General features: G+C 42.7%; 16 protein-coding genes. 1 reads left to right on the top strand and 15 read right to left on the bottom strand.

Going from position 1 to position 18,590, the window contains the following annotated elements:
• Nucleotides 1-38 precede the first annotated feature (38 nt).
• The 15 genes from AOT13_RS05010 to gatC form a co-directional block, all read right to left on the bottom strand.
• Nucleotides 39-1,349 carry a homocysteine synthase gene (locus AOT13_RS05010; RefSeq protein WP_003253231.1) on the bottom strand — a complete coding sequence of 437 codons (1,311 nt, stop codon included), beginning with the start codon at nucleotides 1,347-1,349 and terminating at the stop codon, nucleotides 39-41.
• A 333-nt stretch (nucleotides 1,350-1,682) separates the two neighbouring features.
• Nucleotides 1,683-2,651: an ABC transporter ATP-binding protein gene (locus AOT13_RS05005; protein ID WP_042383955.1), complete on the bottom strand. Its 969-nt coding sequence runs from the start codon at nucleotides 2,649-2,651 to the stop codon at nucleotides 1,683-1,685.
• A complete protein-coding gene (locus AOT13_RS05000; protein ID WP_042383957.1) occupies nucleotides 2,551-3,642 on the bottom strand; it encodes an ABC transporter ATP-binding protein in 1,092 nt (363 codons plus the stop codon). The genes AOT13_RS05005 and AOT13_RS05000 overlap by 101 nt, the downstream gene beginning before the upstream one ends.
• 14 nt (nucleotides 3,643-3,656) lie before the next feature.
• On the bottom strand, nucleotides 3,657-4,466 hold the full coding sequence (locus AOT13_RS04995) for an ABC transporter permease (RefSeq protein WP_003253237.1): 810 nt from the start codon (nucleotides 4,464-4,466) through the stop codon (nucleotides 3,657-3,659).
• 9 nt (nucleotides 4,467-4,475) lie between these two features.
• The gene (locus AOT13_RS04990) at nucleotides 4,476-5,417 is read right to left on the bottom strand and encodes an ABC transporter permease (protein WP_042383959.1); all 942 of its coding nucleotides are present in this window, start codon (nucleotides 5,415-5,417) and stop codon (nucleotides 4,476-4,478) included.
• A gap of 36 nt (nucleotides 5,418-5,453) precedes the next feature.
• On the bottom strand, nucleotides 5,454-7,013 hold the full coding sequence (locus AOT13_RS04985; protein WP_003253240.1) for an ABC transporter substrate-binding protein: 1,560 nt from the start codon (nucleotides 7,011-7,013) through the stop codon (nucleotides 5,454-5,456).
• Between the two features lie 38 nt (nucleotides 7,014-7,051).
• The gene (locus AOT13_RS04980; protein WP_003253242.1) at nucleotides 7,052-7,753 is read right to left on the bottom strand and encodes an HAD family hydrolase; all 702 of its coding nucleotides are present in this window, start codon (nucleotides 7,751-7,753) and stop codon (nucleotides 7,052-7,054) included.
• A gap of 37 nt (nucleotides 7,754-7,790) precedes the next feature.
• Entirely contained in the window at nucleotides 7,791-9,524 is a 1,734-nt protein-coding gene (locus AOT13_RS04975; protein ID WP_042383989.1) for a CocE/NonD family hydrolase, read from the bottom strand.
• A gap of 161 nt (nucleotides 9,525-9,685) precedes the next feature.
• A complete protein-coding gene (locus tag AOT13_RS04970) occupies nucleotides 9,686-11,023 on the bottom strand; it encodes an LLM class flavin-dependent oxidoreductase (RefSeq protein WP_035502504.1) in 1,338 nt (445 codons plus the stop codon).
• Entirely contained in the window at nucleotides 11,013-12,044 is a 1,032-nt protein-coding gene (locus tag AOT13_RS04965; protein ID WP_042383961.1) for an LLM class flavin-dependent oxidoreductase, read from the bottom strand. The genes AOT13_RS04970 and AOT13_RS04965 overlap by 11 nt, the downstream gene beginning before the upstream one ends.
• Before the next feature lie 143 nt (nucleotides 12,045-12,187).
• Nucleotides 12,188-13,093: a LysR family transcriptional regulator gene (locus AOT13_RS04960; protein ID WP_013401719.1), complete on the bottom strand. Its 906-nt coding sequence runs from the start codon at nucleotides 13,091-13,093 to the stop codon at nucleotides 12,188-12,190.
• A gap of 472 nt (nucleotides 13,094-13,565) precedes the next feature.
• Nucleotides 13,566-14,354, bottom strand: a complete 789-nt coding sequence (locus AOT13_RS04955) for an alpha/beta hydrolase family protein (protein WP_013401720.1) — start codon at nucleotides 14,352-14,354, stop codon at nucleotides 13,566-13,568.
• Nucleotides 14,355-14,689: 335 nt separating this feature from the next.
• The gene (gene gatB, locus AOT13_RS04950) at nucleotides 14,690-16,120 is read right to left on the bottom strand and encodes an Asp-tRNA(Asn)/Glu-tRNA(Gln) amidotransferase subunit GatB (RefSeq protein ID WP_003253255.1); all 1,431 of its coding nucleotides are present in this window, start codon (nucleotides 16,118-16,120) and stop codon (nucleotides 14,690-14,692) included.
• Nucleotides 16,121-16,133: 13 nt separating this feature from the next.
• Nucleotides 16,134-17,594, bottom strand: coding sequence for an Asp-tRNA(Asn)/Glu-tRNA(Gln) amidotransferase subunit GatA (gatA, locus tag AOT13_RS04945; protein WP_003253256.1), 1,461 nt, complete (start codon nucleotides 17,592-17,594; stop codon nucleotides 16,134-16,136).
• Nucleotides 17,595-17,607: 13 nt separating this feature from the next.
• Nucleotides 17,608-17,898 (bottom strand): Asp-tRNA(Asn)/Glu-tRNA(Gln) amidotransferase subunit GatC, encoded by a 291-nt coding sequence (gatC, locus tag AOT13_RS04940; protein ID WP_042383965.1) that lies wholly within the window; start codon nucleotides 17,896-17,898, stop codon nucleotides 17,608-17,610.
• 192 nt (nucleotides 17,899-18,090) lie between these two features.
• Here gatC and AOT13_RS04935 point away from each other — a divergent pair, with 192 nt between their 5' ends.
• Nucleotides 18,091-18,567, top strand: coding sequence for a hypothetical protein (locus AOT13_RS04935; RefSeq protein ID WP_080695319.1), 477 nt, complete (start codon nucleotides 18,091-18,093; stop codon nucleotides 18,565-18,567).
• Nucleotides 18,568-18,590: the final 23 nt, after the last annotated feature.

Raw genomic sequence — 18,590 nt, 5'->3', positions numbered from 1 at the left:
CACTGATTGAGCCGCAAAATACGCATATAAGACAAAGTTTACTTCACAATGGAAGTTACCGTTTGGCTTGCTTTGATGGCTTGCTTTAGATCATATAAAATATCATCAATTGCCTCTGTGCCAACCGATAAGCGAATCAGTCCCGGCGTAACGCCAGCAGCTAATTGTTCCTCACTGCTTAACTGCTGATGCGTAGTGCTGGCAGGATGAATAATTAATGATTTCGAATCGCCAATATTGGCTAAGTGAGAGAATAGTTGAACAGAATCGATTAATTTTTTCCCTGCTTCAACGCCACCTTTAATTTCAAAGGTTAAGATGGCACCTTGTCCTTTTGGCAAATACTTTTTCGCTAACTCATAAGAAGGATGGCTTTCTAAACCAGGGTAGCTAACGGATTCAACGGCTGCCTCTTTTTCTAAAAACTTCGCCACCTCTAACGCGTTTTGGCTATGACGTTCTAAGCGCAAATGCAAAGTTTCAAGCCCCTGCAAAAACAGGAATGAATTGAATGGCGACAATGCCGCGCCAAGATCGCGAAGCAGTTGGACACGTGCTTTTGTAATATAGGCAGCTTCGCCGGCAGCTTCTGTATAAATGAGGCCATGATAGCTTGGATCTGGCTCTGTGAATTCTGGAAACTTTCCGCTTTTCGCCCAGTCAAACTTTCCGCTGTCGACAATAATTCCACCGATGGAATTTCCATGCCCTCCAATAAACTTTGTTGCTGAATGCACCACAATATCTGCACCAAAGTCAATCGGACGAAGCAAATACGGGCTAGGAATAGTGTTATCAACAATTAGTGGAATAGCATGGCGATGAGCGATTTCCGCAACGGCTTCGATATCTAATACGTCACATTTTGGATTTCCGATCGTTTCCGCAAATAGCGCTTTTGTTTTGCTTGTAATCGCCTGCTCAAAGTTTTTCGGATCAGTGGAATCCACAAATTTAACGGTAATTCCGAATTTAGGAAGCGTATGAAGGAACAAATTATACGTTCCGCCATAAATGCTTGACGAAGAAACAATTTCATCTCCGGCAGAAGCAATATTGATGATGGAATAAAAAACAGCTGCTTGGCCAGACGAAAGCGCCAGCGCCCCCACACCGCCTTCAAGGGCAGCAACCCGCTTTTCAAATACATCGGTCGTTGGATTAATGATTCTTGTATAAACATAACCTTCTTCTTTTAAGCTAAACAAATCAGCAGCATGCTGGCTGTCATTAAATACATATGAGCTTGTTTGATAAATCGGCACTGCTCTTGATAAAGTTGTTGGATCTGGCACTTGCCCCGCATGCACCGCTAATGTTTCCGGCTGAAGCGTTCTTTCATTTGACATTGTCACTTTCTCCTTTCGAATTTAATTTTGATAAAATTTTCAAAACAGGCACCTATCTTTTTTGTAGAAAAACCAAGAAGATGCCTTTCGTTGACTAACCGGCAATGGCAAGGGGATGCAAGATTTTAATTGTTTAACCAACTAAACATATCGATTTAGTTTTATATATAAATTTACTCTCAAAATCTATAAATGTCAATTTTATTTTATCAATTTTCTAAAAATAAATATCTTTATTTTGATCAAACAAGCGCAATCTCCCTTAGCTCCGAAAAAGGCTGGAAGTGCCGCAATGGTTTACGGTGATTATTGATATTTGCCTTGTACATCTTTTTATGAATATAAATGGCAACTAACCATCCGGTGATTATCCAGATGTATTGGCTTTGGTTGTTCAAATTTACACCTATCGTACGCAAACGGGCAGCGGCCTTGAAAAGAACATCCTTTTGTAGAAGAAGGATCGGGAATTTCCCCTTCTAAAAGAATCCGTCTTCTCTTTTCTTTTTTCCATACGGTTGGTATAGCAGAAACAAGTGTTTGCGTATACGGATGAAGTGGGGCTTTGTAAATATGATCAACATCTGATACTTCTACAATTTTCCCTAAATACATGACGGCGACTCGATCACTCATATAATGAACAACGTTAAGATCATGCGAAATAAATAAATACGTCAGCGAAAATTGCTGTTGCAAATCTTTTAATAAATTTAATATTTGTGCTTGAACCGAAACATCCAGTGCCGAAACCGGTTCATCTAAAACAAGAAATTCAGGGCGCAGCATAAGCGCGCGAGCTATCACGATACGCTGGCGCTGCCCGCCGCTTAATTGGTGGATATACTTATTTTCAAAAGACGGATCAAGGCCTATTTGTTCAAGCATTTCCAAGACGGATTGGCGGCGCTCTTTTTTATTTCCAATGTGATGGATGGTTAACGGTTCTTTTAATAAAGACGCTATTTTATGCCTCGGGTTAAGAGATGTATACGGATCTTGAAACACATATTGAATTTTTTTGCTCAGCTGTTTGGCATGTTTGACAGCAAATTTGGATATATTTTCTCCTTTAAAAAATATTTTTCCCTCCGTCGAAGGAACAAGCTGCGCGATCATTCGCCCAGTAGTGGATTTACCGCACCCGCTTTCTCCCACCAGTCCAAGCGTTTCTCCCTTTTTGATTGAAAAAGATACACCGTCAACAGCTCGTATTACCTTTTTCGTTATACCAAAACGGCGAATTGGATAATATTTTTTCAAGTTTACTATTTCCACTAGATTGGATGCCGTCATGAACATTTCCTCCCTCCTTTTTAGCCAAAAAGCAACGGACCAACTGCCGCTCATTCATCTGAACAAATTCCGGATTATGGCCAAAACAAACGGCCATTGCATGATCACACCGCGAATGAAACGGACAACCTGCGCCTCTGTCAGAAATAGCAGGAACCGTTCCGCGAATAGAATATAAACGTTTATTTTTCTTATTTGGCGTTGGAATCGAATTTAAAAGCCCGATGGTATAAGGATGCTGAGGAGAGGCAAATATTTGCTGTACCGTTCCCTCTTCCACAATTTGTCCGGCATACATAACCGCTACACGATCACAAATTTCGGCGATAACGCCTATATCATGAGAAATAAACAAAAGTGCCGTCCCTTCCTTCTTCACGTCTTCCATCAATTGCAAGATTTGCGCTTGAATGGTCACATCAAGAGCGGTGGTTGGCTCATCAGCAATTAACAATTTAGGCTGGCAGGCTAAAGCAATGGCAATCATCACCCTCTGCCTCATTCCTCCTGAAAGCCGGTGAGGATACTCTTTCAGCAAATCTTCTGGCCGGGATAAGCCTACTTTTTTCATGATAGCAACAGCCTGCCGTTTTGCTTCCTTACGCTTCATTCCCAAATGAAAAGCAAACATCTCCATGATCTGTTTTCCCACTGTCAGTGAAGGGTTCAGTGAGGTCATCGGATCTTGAAAAATCATCGAAATCTCTTTTCCTCGCAAACGGCGGATTTCATCTCGTTTTTGTTCATGAAGAGGTTGGGAGCGATATGTAATTCTGCCTCCTGATACAACCATGGAGTTCGGCAGAAGACCGACGATGGAAAGAGCAAGGGCGCTTTTTCCGCTCCCGGATTCACCAACAAGTCCTAATGCTTCACCCGCATGTATTGTCAGGGAGACGCCATTAATGACTTTCAGATTTCTTTTCGAATTTTTCAATGAAATATCAAGATCGCTTATCCGAAGCAGCTCTTCGCGCTCATGATTTCCTTTCAACATGCCATCCCTCCTTTCTAGTCCTTCCGCGCCATCAAATCCCTTATCCCATCTCCAAGCAAATTGAAGCCAAGCACCGTCAACGTAATGAATATGCCGGGAGCAAGTGCATACCAAGGCGCTTTATGAATATAACTTTGCGATTCATTCAGCATTCTACCCCAGCTCGGATCCGGAGGCTGAACACCTAAGCCTAAATAGCTGAGTGCCGCTTCTATTAAAATAGCCGCTGAAAAGTTTAAAGATGCTGCCACGATCACAGGAGACATCATATTCGGCAAAATATGATAAACAATGATCCTAAGATGCCCTGCTCCTAAATGTCTGGCCGCTATGACAAAATCAGCTTTTTTATAGGCCAAAAAGCCGCTGCGAATAATTCGCGCAAATCCGGGAATAAAAAAAATACCAATCGCGATTATCGTCTGCGTTAAATTGGGCTTAAAAATAGAAACAAGAACCAGTGCGATGATAATTCCGGGAAATGCTAATAAAGCATCCATCAGGCGCATCAAAATTTCATCTGCCCATTTTCCTATGTAGCCCGCAGTAGCCCCGATGATCAACCCACCGGTGATGCCAATAGCAACAGAAAAGAAACCTACTGTAAAAGCAGTTTGCGACCCCTCCATTACACGGCTGAGAATATCTCTTCCGAAATTATCGGTTCCTAAAAGATGCTCGCGGCTTGGACCGGCAAGGCGATCGTCCATCTTCATCTCATTCATGTCGTAGGGCAAATAAAAGAAACTTACTAACATAAATAAAAACATTGCAGAAACGAGAAATATCCCAATCCATAGATTGCTGTTTTTTGGCAAGTTCATGCGGACCACCTATTTTAATTCCATTTTTGGATCCAACCAACGATAGGTTAAATCCACTATTAAGTTAACCAAAACAACAAGGAACGCAATAATAAGGACCATCCCTTGAATAAGCGGATAATCACGGCTGCCTATGGCGGAAACAAGCAGGCTTCCGAACCCCGGAAGCGTGAAAACCTGCTCAATGACTAAACTTCCTGCGAGAATTTCGCCAAAATTCATCCCAACTACTGTAACGACAGGGATAAGCGCATTTTTTAACACATGTTTGAAATAAATAGTCGTTTCTTTTAACCCTTTACTATATGCTGTGCGTACATAATCTTCATTCAGCTGTTCAATTATCGTTGTCCGTAAATAACGGACAACGATGGCAATTTGCGGAATTGCTATCGCCAGCGACGGCAAAAAAAGGGAACGCAAAGCAAGGAATGGGCTCTTTGACCACGGGACATATCCTCCAGCAGAAAACCAATTCAATGTAAATCCGAAAATCAATATAAGCAGAATGCCAGACCAAAAGGAGGGAACCGAAAGACCAATTTGTGTACTGATGGAGATCAGAAAATCCATCGTTTTCCCTTTGCTCTTTGCCGCCAACATTCCTAAAGGTATCGCTGTAACAACAGTGATGATTAAAGCAATGATGGCCAAAGAGAAGGTAACGGAGGAGCGGCTTATGATTAAACTTAAAACAGGTTCGGAAAACCGCAATGATTCGCCAAAATCGAAATGCAAAACATTAATCATCCATGATCCGAATTGTTCGATAAGAGGTTTGTCAGCTCCGAGTTTTTTATTAAGTGCTTCCAATTGTGCCGGGGTGGCCTCCGTCCCTAAAATCGCCAAAGCGGGGTTCCCAGGAATAATGCGAAATGCGCAAAAAGACAGGAAAACGACAAAAATCAGCGTCAGAAAAAACGTAAACATTCTCCTTATCACAAAATTCATACCATCACCTTGTACCTTTGCCTTAATCCATGCCTCTTACTCTTTCACCTTTATTACTGCCATATCTTGGACATAAATTGGATACGTTTGATATCCTTCCAAATTGTCTTTGAATGCCGCATTCGTGTTCGGATCCATAATGTAAACAGCCGCTGCTTCCTCTGCCAAAATGGTCTGTGCCTTTTTAATGAGTTCTACCCGCTTATTTTCATCCACTTCTGTTCTCGCCTGCTCCAGCATTTGATCAAACTGATGGTTAGAAAAATTAAAGAAATTATTTTTTGCTGTTGATAAATATTTATTTAAGATTTCGTACGGATCTAATTTTCCATCCAGCCCTATAATCGTCGTGTCATAATCCCTGCCTTGATAAACACGCTCCAGCCATACTCCCCACTCCACAGTTTCAATGTTTGCTTTTACTCCAATCTTTTTAAGCTGCTGGGCAATTACTTGAGCTGTATCTACATGAAACTGATAATTGGACGGAACCGTGATCGTTGTTGTAAATCCATTCGGGTAACCCGCTTCAGAAAGCAATTGTTTCGCTTTTTCGATATTAATCGCATACTTATCTTCTAAACCTTCTTGATAATATTTGCCCATAATCGGGCTCATATTCGAGCCGATTTTTGTTCCTTTTCCTAAGGCAACCCCTTTAATAATCTCATCTTTATCAATGGCATAATTGATTGCCTGACGAACGAATTTGTTATTGAATGGTTTTCTTTTATGGTTGAATGCAAGCAATTGCACTAAGTTTTGCGGGGCGCTAACATACTTATATCCTTTGCCCAATTCTTCTAATTTTTCGCTTCCGATTCGAGGATAAATGTCAATTTCTCCTGATTGAAAAGCTAAGAAAGCAGCTTCTGCATCTTTAATAATGCGAAACTCCACCTTGTCCAAATAAGGAACACCTTTCACATAATAATCAGGATTTTTCTCGAGAACGAGACGCTGCCCCGGCAAGTATTCCACGAACTTAAAAGGGCCTGTCCCAATCGGAGTTTTATTGCTGTCCTTATAACCTTTCGGAATAACGGCAGCGGTCACTGCCGTCAAGAAAGAGGCTTCTCTTTGCTTCAGTTTAATGGCGACCGTTTTCTTATCCGGTGCCGTAATCGATTCCACATTGCTAAACGAAGTGTACAACGGCTTTCCTGTATCAGTTCCCGCTAAAAGATCATAGGAATACTTTACATCCTCAGCAGTCACCTCTTGCCCATTATGAAATTTCACGCCATCTCTCAATATAAATGTATAGGTTAGCCCATCTGGGGAAATTTTATAAGATTCCGCAATCGCCGGGATAAGCTCCCCTTTATTATTTGGCTTTAACAGCCCTTCAAAAACATTGAACATTATTTCTCTCGTTCCTGCGGCTTGAGCCAAAAACGGGTCCAAGTAATCCGGATCTTGGGGAACCGCAACAACCACTTCTTTATCCACTTTTTCTTTAGTAGAAGCTGTGCCATTCGCTGTTTCTTTTTGGCTGTCACATGCGGTTAGCAATAGAACAAGCGAAATGCTCAACCATAGCCCTTTCATGAAATTTGTTTTTTTCTTTTTTCTGCTTTTTATCATCAATGCCATCCCAATTAACTCCCCTTTACGTTAAAAAATTATCATTATTAAAAAAGCCCCATTTTATTCAATAAATCTGGCACTTCTTCGATAGAACGAATCGTGTGAGGATACCGGATTTCCTCTATCCCTTCCCGATTAAAGCGATTAATCAATAAAGCTTTCATTCCAACTTTCGAACTGCCAATCACATCATCATAATAGTTGTCTCCAACGTAGATGCACTCTTCTCCAGACACTCCAGCATCTTTTAAGGCTTTTTCAAAAATCGCGGCATCCGGCTTTTCCACGCCAACTTCTGCAGAAATAATAATATGATCAAAATAGGCAGTTAAACCATGTCTCTCCAGAAGTTCTCTGGCACTGCGATCCCAGTTGCTGATCACTCCAAGCCTGATGGAGTGCCTTTTTAACTGAGATAATACCGAATTCACAAAGGGGAAAGGATGCCATTGCTCCATATACTTTTGCATCCCCTGCATTCGTTCACTTTGCCTGCTTAAATCAAAATGGAGGCCGAGCTTAAAATTCAAAACACCTAAATACCAAGGGTAGAAAGTTTGAATCTCTTTTCCTAACACACTCGGATACTCTCTCATAAAATATTTATCTGTCAGGTGATAAGCCTTTTCGATTTTTTCTAACGAGATATAAATGCCATTTTCTTTAAGAAATTGCTGGTAGATGGATTCTCGCTGCTGGTAAAAAAGGGTATAACCTAAATCAAACCAAACGAACTTTTTTTTCATGTCTTCCTCCTTCTTGGTAACATGGACATTCTTGAAATCATCGTTGTTCTTTAACAATTGGCAGGATGACATGTGATGGATATCGCCCGCCATGATAGATCGTTTGAGTTGCAGCAATAAAATCCGCTGCCGTCGCGCTTCCTGGCTTGACCAATCTATTCGGATTGCGGTCAAATGTCGGAAACAATGAACTAGTGATATCCAGGCGAATAGAGTGTCCTTTTTTGAAAACATTGGCAATAGCGCCTGCATTGATTTCATATTTAATGACTTGTGAAGCTGGCACAGGTTCTTGTCTTTCTAAGGAATTCCGAAAGCTTGCCCTAATGATTCCTTCAGCAACGTTATACGCATTTCCATTTGGATGAACATCAATGAGCTTCACGACAAAGTCCGTATCTTCCGCAGTCGTCGATGCATACAGAATCACTTTAATGTCGCCAACAACGGAAACATCTTCTTCTAATATGTCTGATGTGTAAACTAAAACATCGTTCCGTGCTTCAATCGGAAGTTGATTTTTTGGCCCCATCGGCGTTAAAACCGGATCTGCTCCTGATCTTCCGCCAAGTGCTGGTACTGGAATGGATGGGTGATAAACAAAAATATCAGATGCTTCTTTTTCGGGGAGATGAATGGACAGTTTTCCATCGCCATTGATCGAATTTGCTTTATATGAACTGTGCAGATAGTAATTTGTATTTATCGTATTAGGAGGCGGCCATTGGGACGCCTCTCTCCACTCATTGCTGCCCATCAAAAAGTACTTCACTGGCTTTTTCTGGCACCATTCGTTTTCTTCATCTTTTAACCATCGATTAAACCAGCTCAGTTGAATTTCATCGATTCGGTTGCGGGCATGTTCTCCAAAATCAAGTTCACCAACATATCTCGACCATGGCATGTGGTACCAAGGGGCAATAAATAAATATTGTTCACTGGCTGCCTTAGCATCCGCATATTTTTTGATGCCTTGAAAGTTTTCAATCGTTCCATCAATGAAGATGTCATACCATCCGCCAATATGAAGAACAGGAACGTTGATTTTCTCATAGTGATCCTGCATCGAGTAGCGGTCCCAATATTCATCTCTTACATGATGTTCGAGCCACTTTTGATAAAATGGCGTTAATTCCTCTTTGACAGCCGGAACATCCTTTAAAGGCAGATAATGATACAATGATTGGATCGCTGCTGTATTGAAAGAAATCTCTCTCAACCAATCCCATTTTCCTCTGCGAAATGCCTCGTCCTGGCTAACAAACAATGTCCAAGACAAATTCAAAGCAAGAGCAAATGCGCCATGTTTATAAACATGTCCGTTATAGCCATCTGAACCAATCATAGCCGGAACAATACACTTTAAATGTGGCGGCCTCTCAGCAGCGGTTAATAATTGCACTGCAGCAGCATAAGAAAACCCGTACATCCCTACTTTAGGTTCCACATCAGGCAAATGTGCCGCCCATTCAACCGTATCATAGCCGTCTTGTCCTTCTGCCTTATAAGGATCAAATGTACCTTCAGATTTCCACCTTCCACGAGTATCTTGAACAATGACCACATACCCATTTTTGGCATACCAGATTGGATGAGCGTAATTCATTGTCTGAGCATCGCTCTTGTTGTAAGGAGTTCTTAATAGCAAAACGGGGTATTTTTCCTGGTCGTCTGGCCGGTATATATCTGCATACAAGATGGTTCCGTCTCTCATCGAAACGGGCACATCTCTTGTAATTTTAATGTTCTCTGTTACTTTCTGTTTCTTCATGACCAAACATGCCCTCCCTTCCTTTTTAAGGTGGCAACCCTACTGCTGCCTTTCAGACCGTTCCTTTTTCCACAGCGCCAACTATTCATTCCGTTGATCTTTCCCGGCTTTCGTCTCCATAACATCTGCAACGGCATCGATGGAATTATTTTTGCACCTTATTAATGAATCGCTTCTTTTGATTTTTTCGTATATTGATTTTCCTTGTACGGCAGCCCCAAATTTCCCCGCAATGTATCACTCTGATACTCCCGGCTGTAGTAGCCCCGCTCTTCCAGAATCGGGATGACGTGCTGAACAAAATCGGTTAAACCGCTGCCGAGAACAGGCGGGGCAAAAATGAATCCATCGGCTCCATTGCCCTCCACCCAGGCAATCAATTGATCGGCCACCTGTTCATATGTTCCGAAAAATGCTCCTTTTGGAGTGGTTACCTGCAAAGCCACTTCCCGCAGTGTCAAGTTCTGTTCACGCGCGATTTTCTTAATCCGATCAGTTGTCGATTGGAAGCTGTTTTTCCCGACATCACCCACATCCGGAAACGGCTCATCAAGCGGGAATACACTGAAATCGAAGTGATCAAAGAACCGTCCCAAATAATGAAGCGCCTCTTCGATCGACACAAGGTTTTGAATCGCTTTGTATTTTTCTTCCGCTTCTTCAATGGTGGCCCCGGCAATTGGATGAATCCCCGGGAAAATGAGAATCTCGTCTCTGCTCCGCCCATTCGCTTCTGCCCGCCGTTTCACATCTTCATAAAAAGCCTGCGCCTGTTCAAGTGTCTCTACATTGGTGAAAACGGCATCTGCCTCTTTTGCAGCCAGATTCTTGCCGGCTTCGGAAGAACCCGCCTGAAAAATGACAGGCTGCCCTTGATTCGAACGTTCAATATTCAACGGGCCTTCAACAGAAAAGAAACGGCCTTTATGATTTAAAACATGAAGCTTATTTCTATCAAAAAATTGCCCGGTCTCACGGTTGCGTACGAAAGCATCATCTTCCCATGAATCCCAAAGGCCTTTAACGACTTGCAAAAATTCTTCGGCAATTTCATAGCGAAGCGCATGCGGCGGATGTTCTCCTTTGTTGTAGTTTCTTGCAGAGCCTTCTAACGGAGAAGTGACTACATTCCATCCAGCACGGCCGCCGCTTATTTTATCCAGCGATGCAAATTGGCGGGCAACGGTAAATGGTTCACTGTAAGTCGTCGATACCGTGCCGACAAGCCCTATTCTCGATGTCACTGCTGCAAGGGCAGACAGAATGGTTATCGGTTCAAAGCGATTCAAAAAATGAGGAATCGATTTTTCATTAATATATAATCCATCGGCCACAAAGGCGAAAGAAAATCCTGCTGCCTCTGCTTGCTGGATAATGGACTTATAATATAGAAAGTTCACACTTGCATCTTTTGGAACACTCGGGTCTTTCCATGCATTCATGTGACTGCCCGGGCCGTGCAACATGATTCCCAATTTAATCTGTTTTTTATGAGACATATTCTTCATCCCTTTCTGCACTTTTGTCATCCTCATTCGAGTGAATCGGACTTAGCAATTGAAACGACCGAAGCCGTTCTTCCGCTTTTTGAAGCGGGGTGTGCAAAATAAATTCATCTACTTGATATTTTTTGTGAAAATTTGTTAAAACGTTTTTGACATATAAAGGTGTGCCTGCAATAATATTGCTCGCTTGTTCTTCCACTTCGTAAGCTTCGTCAGCTTGCTTTCCGAAGGCATGCGCTTGTTCTAATGATGAAACCGTTACCGTGCGACCGCTTTGGAGATGCACTTTGAATATTTTTTGCTCTCCCGCCAGTTGTTCCGCTTCTTGTTGTGAAGGGGCGGCGACAACGGCAACGGATACGAGAAAACGCCCATCCGGATAGCCCTTTCGATAAACGCGTGCCGCTTCTTCAAGCACCTTCATATCGCCATTAAGAAATAGACCGAATACAAAAGCAACACCAAGGTCAGCGGCTAGTTGCGCACTTTGGGGACTGGCTCCAAGCAAAAACATTTCAGGTTTTTCTGGAGGGATTGGTGTAGCACGAATGCCGGCGAACGGATGGTGTTCGTCGACGGAATCTTCAATCAATTTTTTTAAAAAAACGAACCGCTCTTTAAAGTCTTTTCCGTCATTCATCGTTCCGAACTGTAATGCCTTCGTTGACAATGGGAGCCCTCCCGGCGCTTTCCCAACACCAAGATCGACTCTTCCAGGTGCAAGAGAAGACAAAACATGGAAATTTTCCGCAACTTTAAAAGGGCTGTAATGTTGAAGCATGACTCCCCCTGATCCAATCCGAATCGAATTAGTCCGGGCGAGCAAATACGAAATCAATACTTCTGGTGAGGAGCCTGCCAGTTGTTCGGTGTTATGATGCTCTGATACCCAGAAACGCGAATATCCCCATTCTTCGGCTTTTTGAGCGAGGCGGACTGTTTGCTGCAGGGCATCAAACGCCGAAGCCCCTTCAGGAATCGGGCTTTGATCCAACAATCCAAGCTGATAACTCATACATATTTCTCCCCTCGTTTTTATTCCAAGTTTGTAGGTGTGAATAATTGGTTTTATTTTGACATTTATCCTACCACTGGAAAAAGGAAAAAGGCAATACTTCCGGTGATAGAAAGATTTATACGATTCATCAAAAAAATCTATCAATTCGTTTGTGATACCGGCGCAATTGCATTTTTTGCAAACTTTTCAACAGATGAAAGAATGGTATTCCATATAAAAGGGGGCTCAGAGCCATAATATATTCCATGAATATACTGTTTCAGCATCATCAAATGAGCGACATTGACTTCCGCAAGCTGGCCAGTTTCCAGTTCATTTTTTATGCATAAATAAGGCAAAAATCCGATCCCACATCCACTTTGAATGAGCGATTTTGCCACTTCGAGATGATCCACCTGAAATTCAATCCGCGGCTCCACGTTTTCTACTTCAAAAATTTTGTGAACACGATTCCAGTCAAATGCACCACACTCAAAAAACACTAACGGTTCACGCGCCAGCTGCCGCGCGGACAACTTTGACTGAAACTGAAATGGATGTCCTGGCTTAACGACAAGCCGGATCGAATTATCAAGGAGAGGTTTATTCTGCAGCGAATGATGCGACACTTCTTTCATGAAGACCACATCAATCTGCTTTTGCAGCAGTTTATCCAGCAGCACCTCATTGGACGCTGAAATAAACTTAAACCGGAGATTCGGATGCGCTTTTTTCCAAAGCGGCAGTGCAAACGGAATAAAATATTGCGATGTGATAAGATTCGCTCCAATGACCACCTCTTCCTGATCTTCTCTTTTTTTCAGTTGTTTTTTTCCCTGCTGGAAAGTGCGAAGAATCTGCTCAGCATATGGAACGAACATTTTTCCTTTTTCCGTCAGTGTTATGCCTCTTCCTTGCCGTTCAAACAGCTCCGTATCCAGCTCGCGCTCCAATGCCTTGATCCGTGCTGTAACCGTTGGCTGTGATAAAAACAGCGCGTCGGCCGCTTTATGAATGCTGTTAAAATGAACAACATAAATAAATGCTTCAATGTAATCAATATTCACGTTTCTTCTCCCCCCTCTTTTTTGAATATGAAAACAAAAAGCTCCCGAATGTTGATGCACTCAAGAGCTCTTCGATGACTAATCATTCTCGCACAATTTTTTTCATTTTATTCATATTATTGCAATAAGTAAAGTAGATTTTAAAAAATTTTGAGTAACGTTAATAAATGCAGAATTTTTTCTCATTCTTTATTTACATTCCGGCTTTGCAATAACAATAAATAGAAAGAGGGAATGGAAAAATAAGTTTTTCACATTTGCGATCGATTTCCATGAATAGGAGGATAGGCGTGTTTCTGGCGAGAAGAGCTTGTCAATGCACGAAATAACGCAGCATGTAAAATGTAGCCGTTTTTATCTAGGAACACATGTTCTATGATATAATTGGAAATCATAATATCTCCCACCCCTTGAAATGTTGGTTGCGTGGGGACGATATATGATTTCCAGTTCGCAGTTATTAGCAACACGTTCAAGATATGAGGAACAATTCTTTTTCGAGCCAGTCGCTTGTTATCTGTAAAAGTATTTGCCGATGTGAGAGTGATGAGAATGTATGATTAGCTTCTGGAATGATTTCCTTCACGCAATTCCCTTTTTTGCGAAGTTGGAAAGCTTGATAATATAAGTGGCAATATTCCACAGGAATCTCTTCATCATTTCCTCCATGCACCACTAACACATTTCCCGGAAACTTCTTTGCCTCTTGCAATGGATGGTAATGGGATAAAGATTGAAAAAAATGCGGGCCTAATCGATAACCACAATAATCGATATTTCTGTCCAAATTAGACACCTTTGTTTGTGTTTTGACAATTCGGGTAATGTCATCATAAGGATTCGCCGATGGAGCCCACAGTATCAAAGAATCAACCCTCGTATCTATCGCCGCTGTAAGCAATGCAACTGCGCCGCCTAAACTATGGCCGAGAAGAATGATTGGGTTATTTTTGAACGATTCTGTGCTTTTGACATAATCAATGACGCTTCTCGTCTGATAAATTAAATCCTCCAACCTATTATCTCCATACTCCCCGCTGCTTTCGCCGCATCCGGCATAATCAAATCGGACCACTGGCATTCCCCGCGAAGCCAGATAATGTGCTGTTTGTACAAACAGCCTGTCAATTCCTATACGTGTGCTAATAAATCCATGACAAATAATCACAACAGGAATTTCTTTCGCTGGAAGCAGCGAATCAGGATAGTGTATGGAAGCCGCCAAAAATTCCTTTCCACTGGCAATTTGCAAAAACTTCATCAAACGCAATTCCCCTCTCTACTCAATGAAGATTTTTTATAATTAAACGAATGGCCATCATTTCCTTCATCTTAATTCATACTATATAAATCGGAATAATATGTTTTTACAATATCTTATCACTCCAAATATCGCCAGGTCAATATTTATTTTAAAATCTTTTTTGCATGCAGCCGCCAAGCGCATCGTAAGAACGCAATGGTAACTATGGTACAGAATAAATAAAAAAACCGCTGCTTTCTATGCTGTTTTTCGCTTTGTGCCATTTTTTTAATCCTCTCAACCATATTGGCCAAAAAATAAAAGCTGGCTTGATGCAGCCAGCTTTAACTTGTTTATCGTTTGTTAATTTCTTCTACTAACAACTTATTGACAAGCGGCGGATTCGCTTGCCCTTTTGTCGCTTTCATCACTTGTCCGACTAAGAAACCGAGCGCGCGGTCTTTGCCGTTTTTATAGTCTTCGACCGATTGCGGATTGGCGTCAAGGACTTCAAGGACGATTTTGCGCAATGTCGCTTCGTCGGAAATTTGCACAAGCCCTTTTTCTTTGACGATTTTTTCTGGGTCTCCGCCTTTTTCGACGAGCTCTTTAAACACTTTTTTCGCGATTTTCGAAGAAATCGTGCCGTTTTGAATCAGCTTAATCATGCCGGCCAAGCTTTCCGGCGTCAATGCGATCTCATGCAGTTCTTTTTGTTCGGCGTTTAAATAACCGGACACTTCGACCATAAGCCAGTTCGACGCCAATTTCGGATCCGCCCCGTTTGCGACCGTCGCTTCGAAGAAATCGGCCATTTCTTTTGTCAGTGTCAGCACTTTCGCGTCATATTCCGGCAAGCCAAACTCTTCGACGTAGCGTTTTTTGCGGGCGTCAGGAAGCTCCGGAATCGACGCGCGGACGCGTTCTTTCCATTCATCGTCGATATATAGCATAACAAGATCTGGCTCTGGGAAATAGCGGTAGTCTTCCGATCCTTCTTTGACGCGCATAAGCACCGTTGTTTTCGTCGCTTCATCAAAGCGCCGCGTTTCTTGCTGGATGACGCCGCCGGAAAGCAAAATTTTCTCTTGCCGTTTTGCTTCGTATTCTAAACCCATGCGCACAAAGTTAAACGAGTTTAAGTTTTTCAGTTCTGTCTTCGTGCCAAACTCGGTTGAACCGATCGGACGAAGGGAAATGTTCGCGTCACAGCGAAGCGAACCTTCTTCCATTTTACAATCGGACACACCCGTATATTGGATGATTGATTTTAATTTTTCCAAATACGCGTACGCTTCTTCCGGAGAGCGGATGTCCGGTTCTGACACAATCTCGATGAGCGGTGTGCCTTGGCGGTTGAAATCGACGAGCGAATAGCCGTCGCCGGTATGCATCAGTTTTCCCGCATCTTCTTCCAAATGAATACGAGTGATGCCGATCTTTTTCTTTTTGCCGTTCACTTCGATTTCAATCCAGCCGTTTCGGCCAAGCGGCTGATCATATTGCGAGATTTGGTATGCTTTCGGGTTGTCCGGATAAAAATAGTTTTTCCGATCAAATTTCGTTTCCGTCGCGATTTCGCAATTTAGCGCCATCGCCGCTTTCATCGCAAATTCGACTGCTTGTCTGTTCAGCACAGGAAGAACTCCCGGATAACCTAAATCAATTACGTTCGTTTGCGTGTTTGGGGGCGCTCCGAACGCATTTGGGCTGCTGGAGAAAATTTTCGATTTTGTCTTTAGCTCGACGTGAACTTCAAGACCGATAACCGTTTCAAAATTCATCATGTTTCCCCCCTTATAACGCTGGTTTTTGTTTATGATAGTCGGTCGCTTGCTCGAATGCGTGAGCAACGCGGTAAACCGTGCTTTCATCAAAATGTTTGCCGATGATTTGCAATCCGACCGGCAAGCCGTTCACAAAACCGCATGGTACAGAAATGCCCGGAACGCCAGCAAGGTTCACTGGAATCGTTAAAATGTCGTTAGCATACATCGTTAACGGATCGCTCGTTTTTTCGCCGATTTTAAACGCTGGTGTCGGCGTTGTCGGGCCAACAATGACATCGTATTTTTCAAATACCTTTTCGAAGTCTTGTTTAATTAATGTCCGGACTTTTTGCGCTTTTTTGTAGTAAGCGTCATAATATCCCGAACTTAATGCGAATGTCCCAAGCATAATGCGGCGTTTTACTTCGTTTCCGAATCCTTCGCTGCGCGTTTGTTTATACATATCGATTAAGTTTTTCGCATTATCCGCGCGATAGCCGTAACGAACGCCGTCAAAACGGGCCAGGTTCGCGGACGCTTCCGAAGAAGCAAGCAAATAGTAAGTTGCCAGCGCGTATTTCGAGTGCGGCAGCGATACTTCTTCCCATGTAGCTCCTAGTTTTTCCAATACTTTTAACGCATCAAGCACAGATTGGCGAACTTCTTCCGCTACGCCTTCGCCTAAATATTCTTTCGGCACAGCGATTTTCAACCCTTTAATATCGCCGGTAAGCGCCTCAACATAATTTGGCACTTCCACGTTTGCCGATGTCGAATCCATTGGATCTAAACCGGCAATCACTTGCAATAAGTAGGCGTTATCCTCTACCGTGCGCGTAATCGGACCGATTTGGTCAAGTGAAGAAGCAAACGCGACAAGACCAAAGCGGGATACGCGTCCGTATGTTGGCTTCAAACCAACAACACCGCAGAACGCCGCCGGCTGGCGAATCGATCCGCCTGTATCCGAACCTAACGCAAACGGCACTTCGCCTGCCGCTACTGCCGCAGCGGAACCGCCGCTGGAGCCGCCTGGTACGCGTTCAAGATCCCAAGGATTGCGGGTAAGTTGAAAACCGGAGTTTTCCGTGGAAGATCCCATCGCAAACTCGTCCATGTTTAATTTTCCAACTGTTATCGCGCCAGCTTCGTTCAAGCGCTCCATGACTGTTGCGTCATAAATCGGATCAAAGTTGTACAAAATTTTGCTTGCACATGTCGTGCGAAGCCCTTTTGTGACAATGTTGTCTTTAATGCCAATCGGAATGCCAAAAAGCACCCCAAAATCGTTTTCTTCTTTCGCTAGTTTGTCATCTAACTCTTTCGCTTTCGCGCGCGCGTTTTCTTCATTAAGCGTTAAAAACGCTTGCACTTTGTCTTCTACTTCGCCAATGCGGCGGAACGATTCATCGACTAAATCTGATACCGAGATTTCTTTTTTTTGTAAAAGGGTATGTAATTCGGAAATTTTATGGTCAAATAATGACATTGCTTCCCCCTCCTTACTCTAAAATCGCTGGTACGCGGAATTGCCCGTCTTGGTGGTCCGGAGCGTTTTTCAACACTTCTTCGCGCGGAAGTCCCGGTGTCGGCACATCTTCGCGCATGACGTTTTTCATATCCAAAACGTGCGAGGTTGGCGGAACGTTTTCTGTATCGAGCTCATTTAATTGCTCAGCAAACGTAATAATCGCATCTAACTGCTTCGTAAACATTTCTGCTTCTTTGTCAGTAATCGCCAAACGCGCCAAATGCGCCACATGTTTGACTTGTTCGATGGAAATTCTCGACATCATTTTCACCTCCAATGAGTTCGACCTATCACAATACTATGATGATACCAAACTTTCATCGAATGAAGCAACATTTGCCGCGCGTTCTGTGCAAGAATACAAAAACAGCTTTCCACCATATTCTTGATAGAAACGAACATATGTGCTATAATATTTTTAAATAACCAAAGCATGCGTGAATGGGGGATGTTTATGGACGAAACAGTTCTCCAGCAAGTGCTTGACAAGCTTGGCAATATCGAAGGTACATTGCATAATCTTGTCGAAGGGCAAAAACGGTTAGAGGAAGAACAGCTGACTATCCGAAAAGAACAACAAACGATCCGCCGGGAACAACAAATACTGCTCCAAGGGCAAAAACGATTAGAAGAAGAACAAGCTTATTTGCAATCCGGACTAAAGGAACTGAACGAACTAATGACGGCACTTCTTCACCGCCAAGATGAAACAGATGCCAAACTCGAAGCCCTCGCAACAGACGTACACATCATCCACGGTGAAATCGCTTCTCTCAAACAAGGTCTTCATGAACTCGAGGAAAAAGTAGATTCCCATTACCACCAACTGAACGAACGGTTAGACAACATTCAGCTTGATGTCGATTTTGCCGTTCATAAAACAACCGCGAACGAGCGAGAGCTATATAAAATAAAAAACAGGCTGTTTTAAAATTTTTGTTAAAAAGGGGAAGC

Origin of the sequence: Parageobacillus thermoglucosidasius, from assembly GCF_001295365.1 — a bacterium.
In the GTDB taxonomy this organism is placed as follows: Bacteria; Bacillota; Bacilli; order Bacillales; family Anoxybacillaceae; genus Parageobacillus; species Parageobacillus thermoglucosidasius.
The sequence above is the reverse complement of the archived record's forward strand: the minus strand, read 5'-3'. Positions and strand labels throughout refer to the sequence as shown.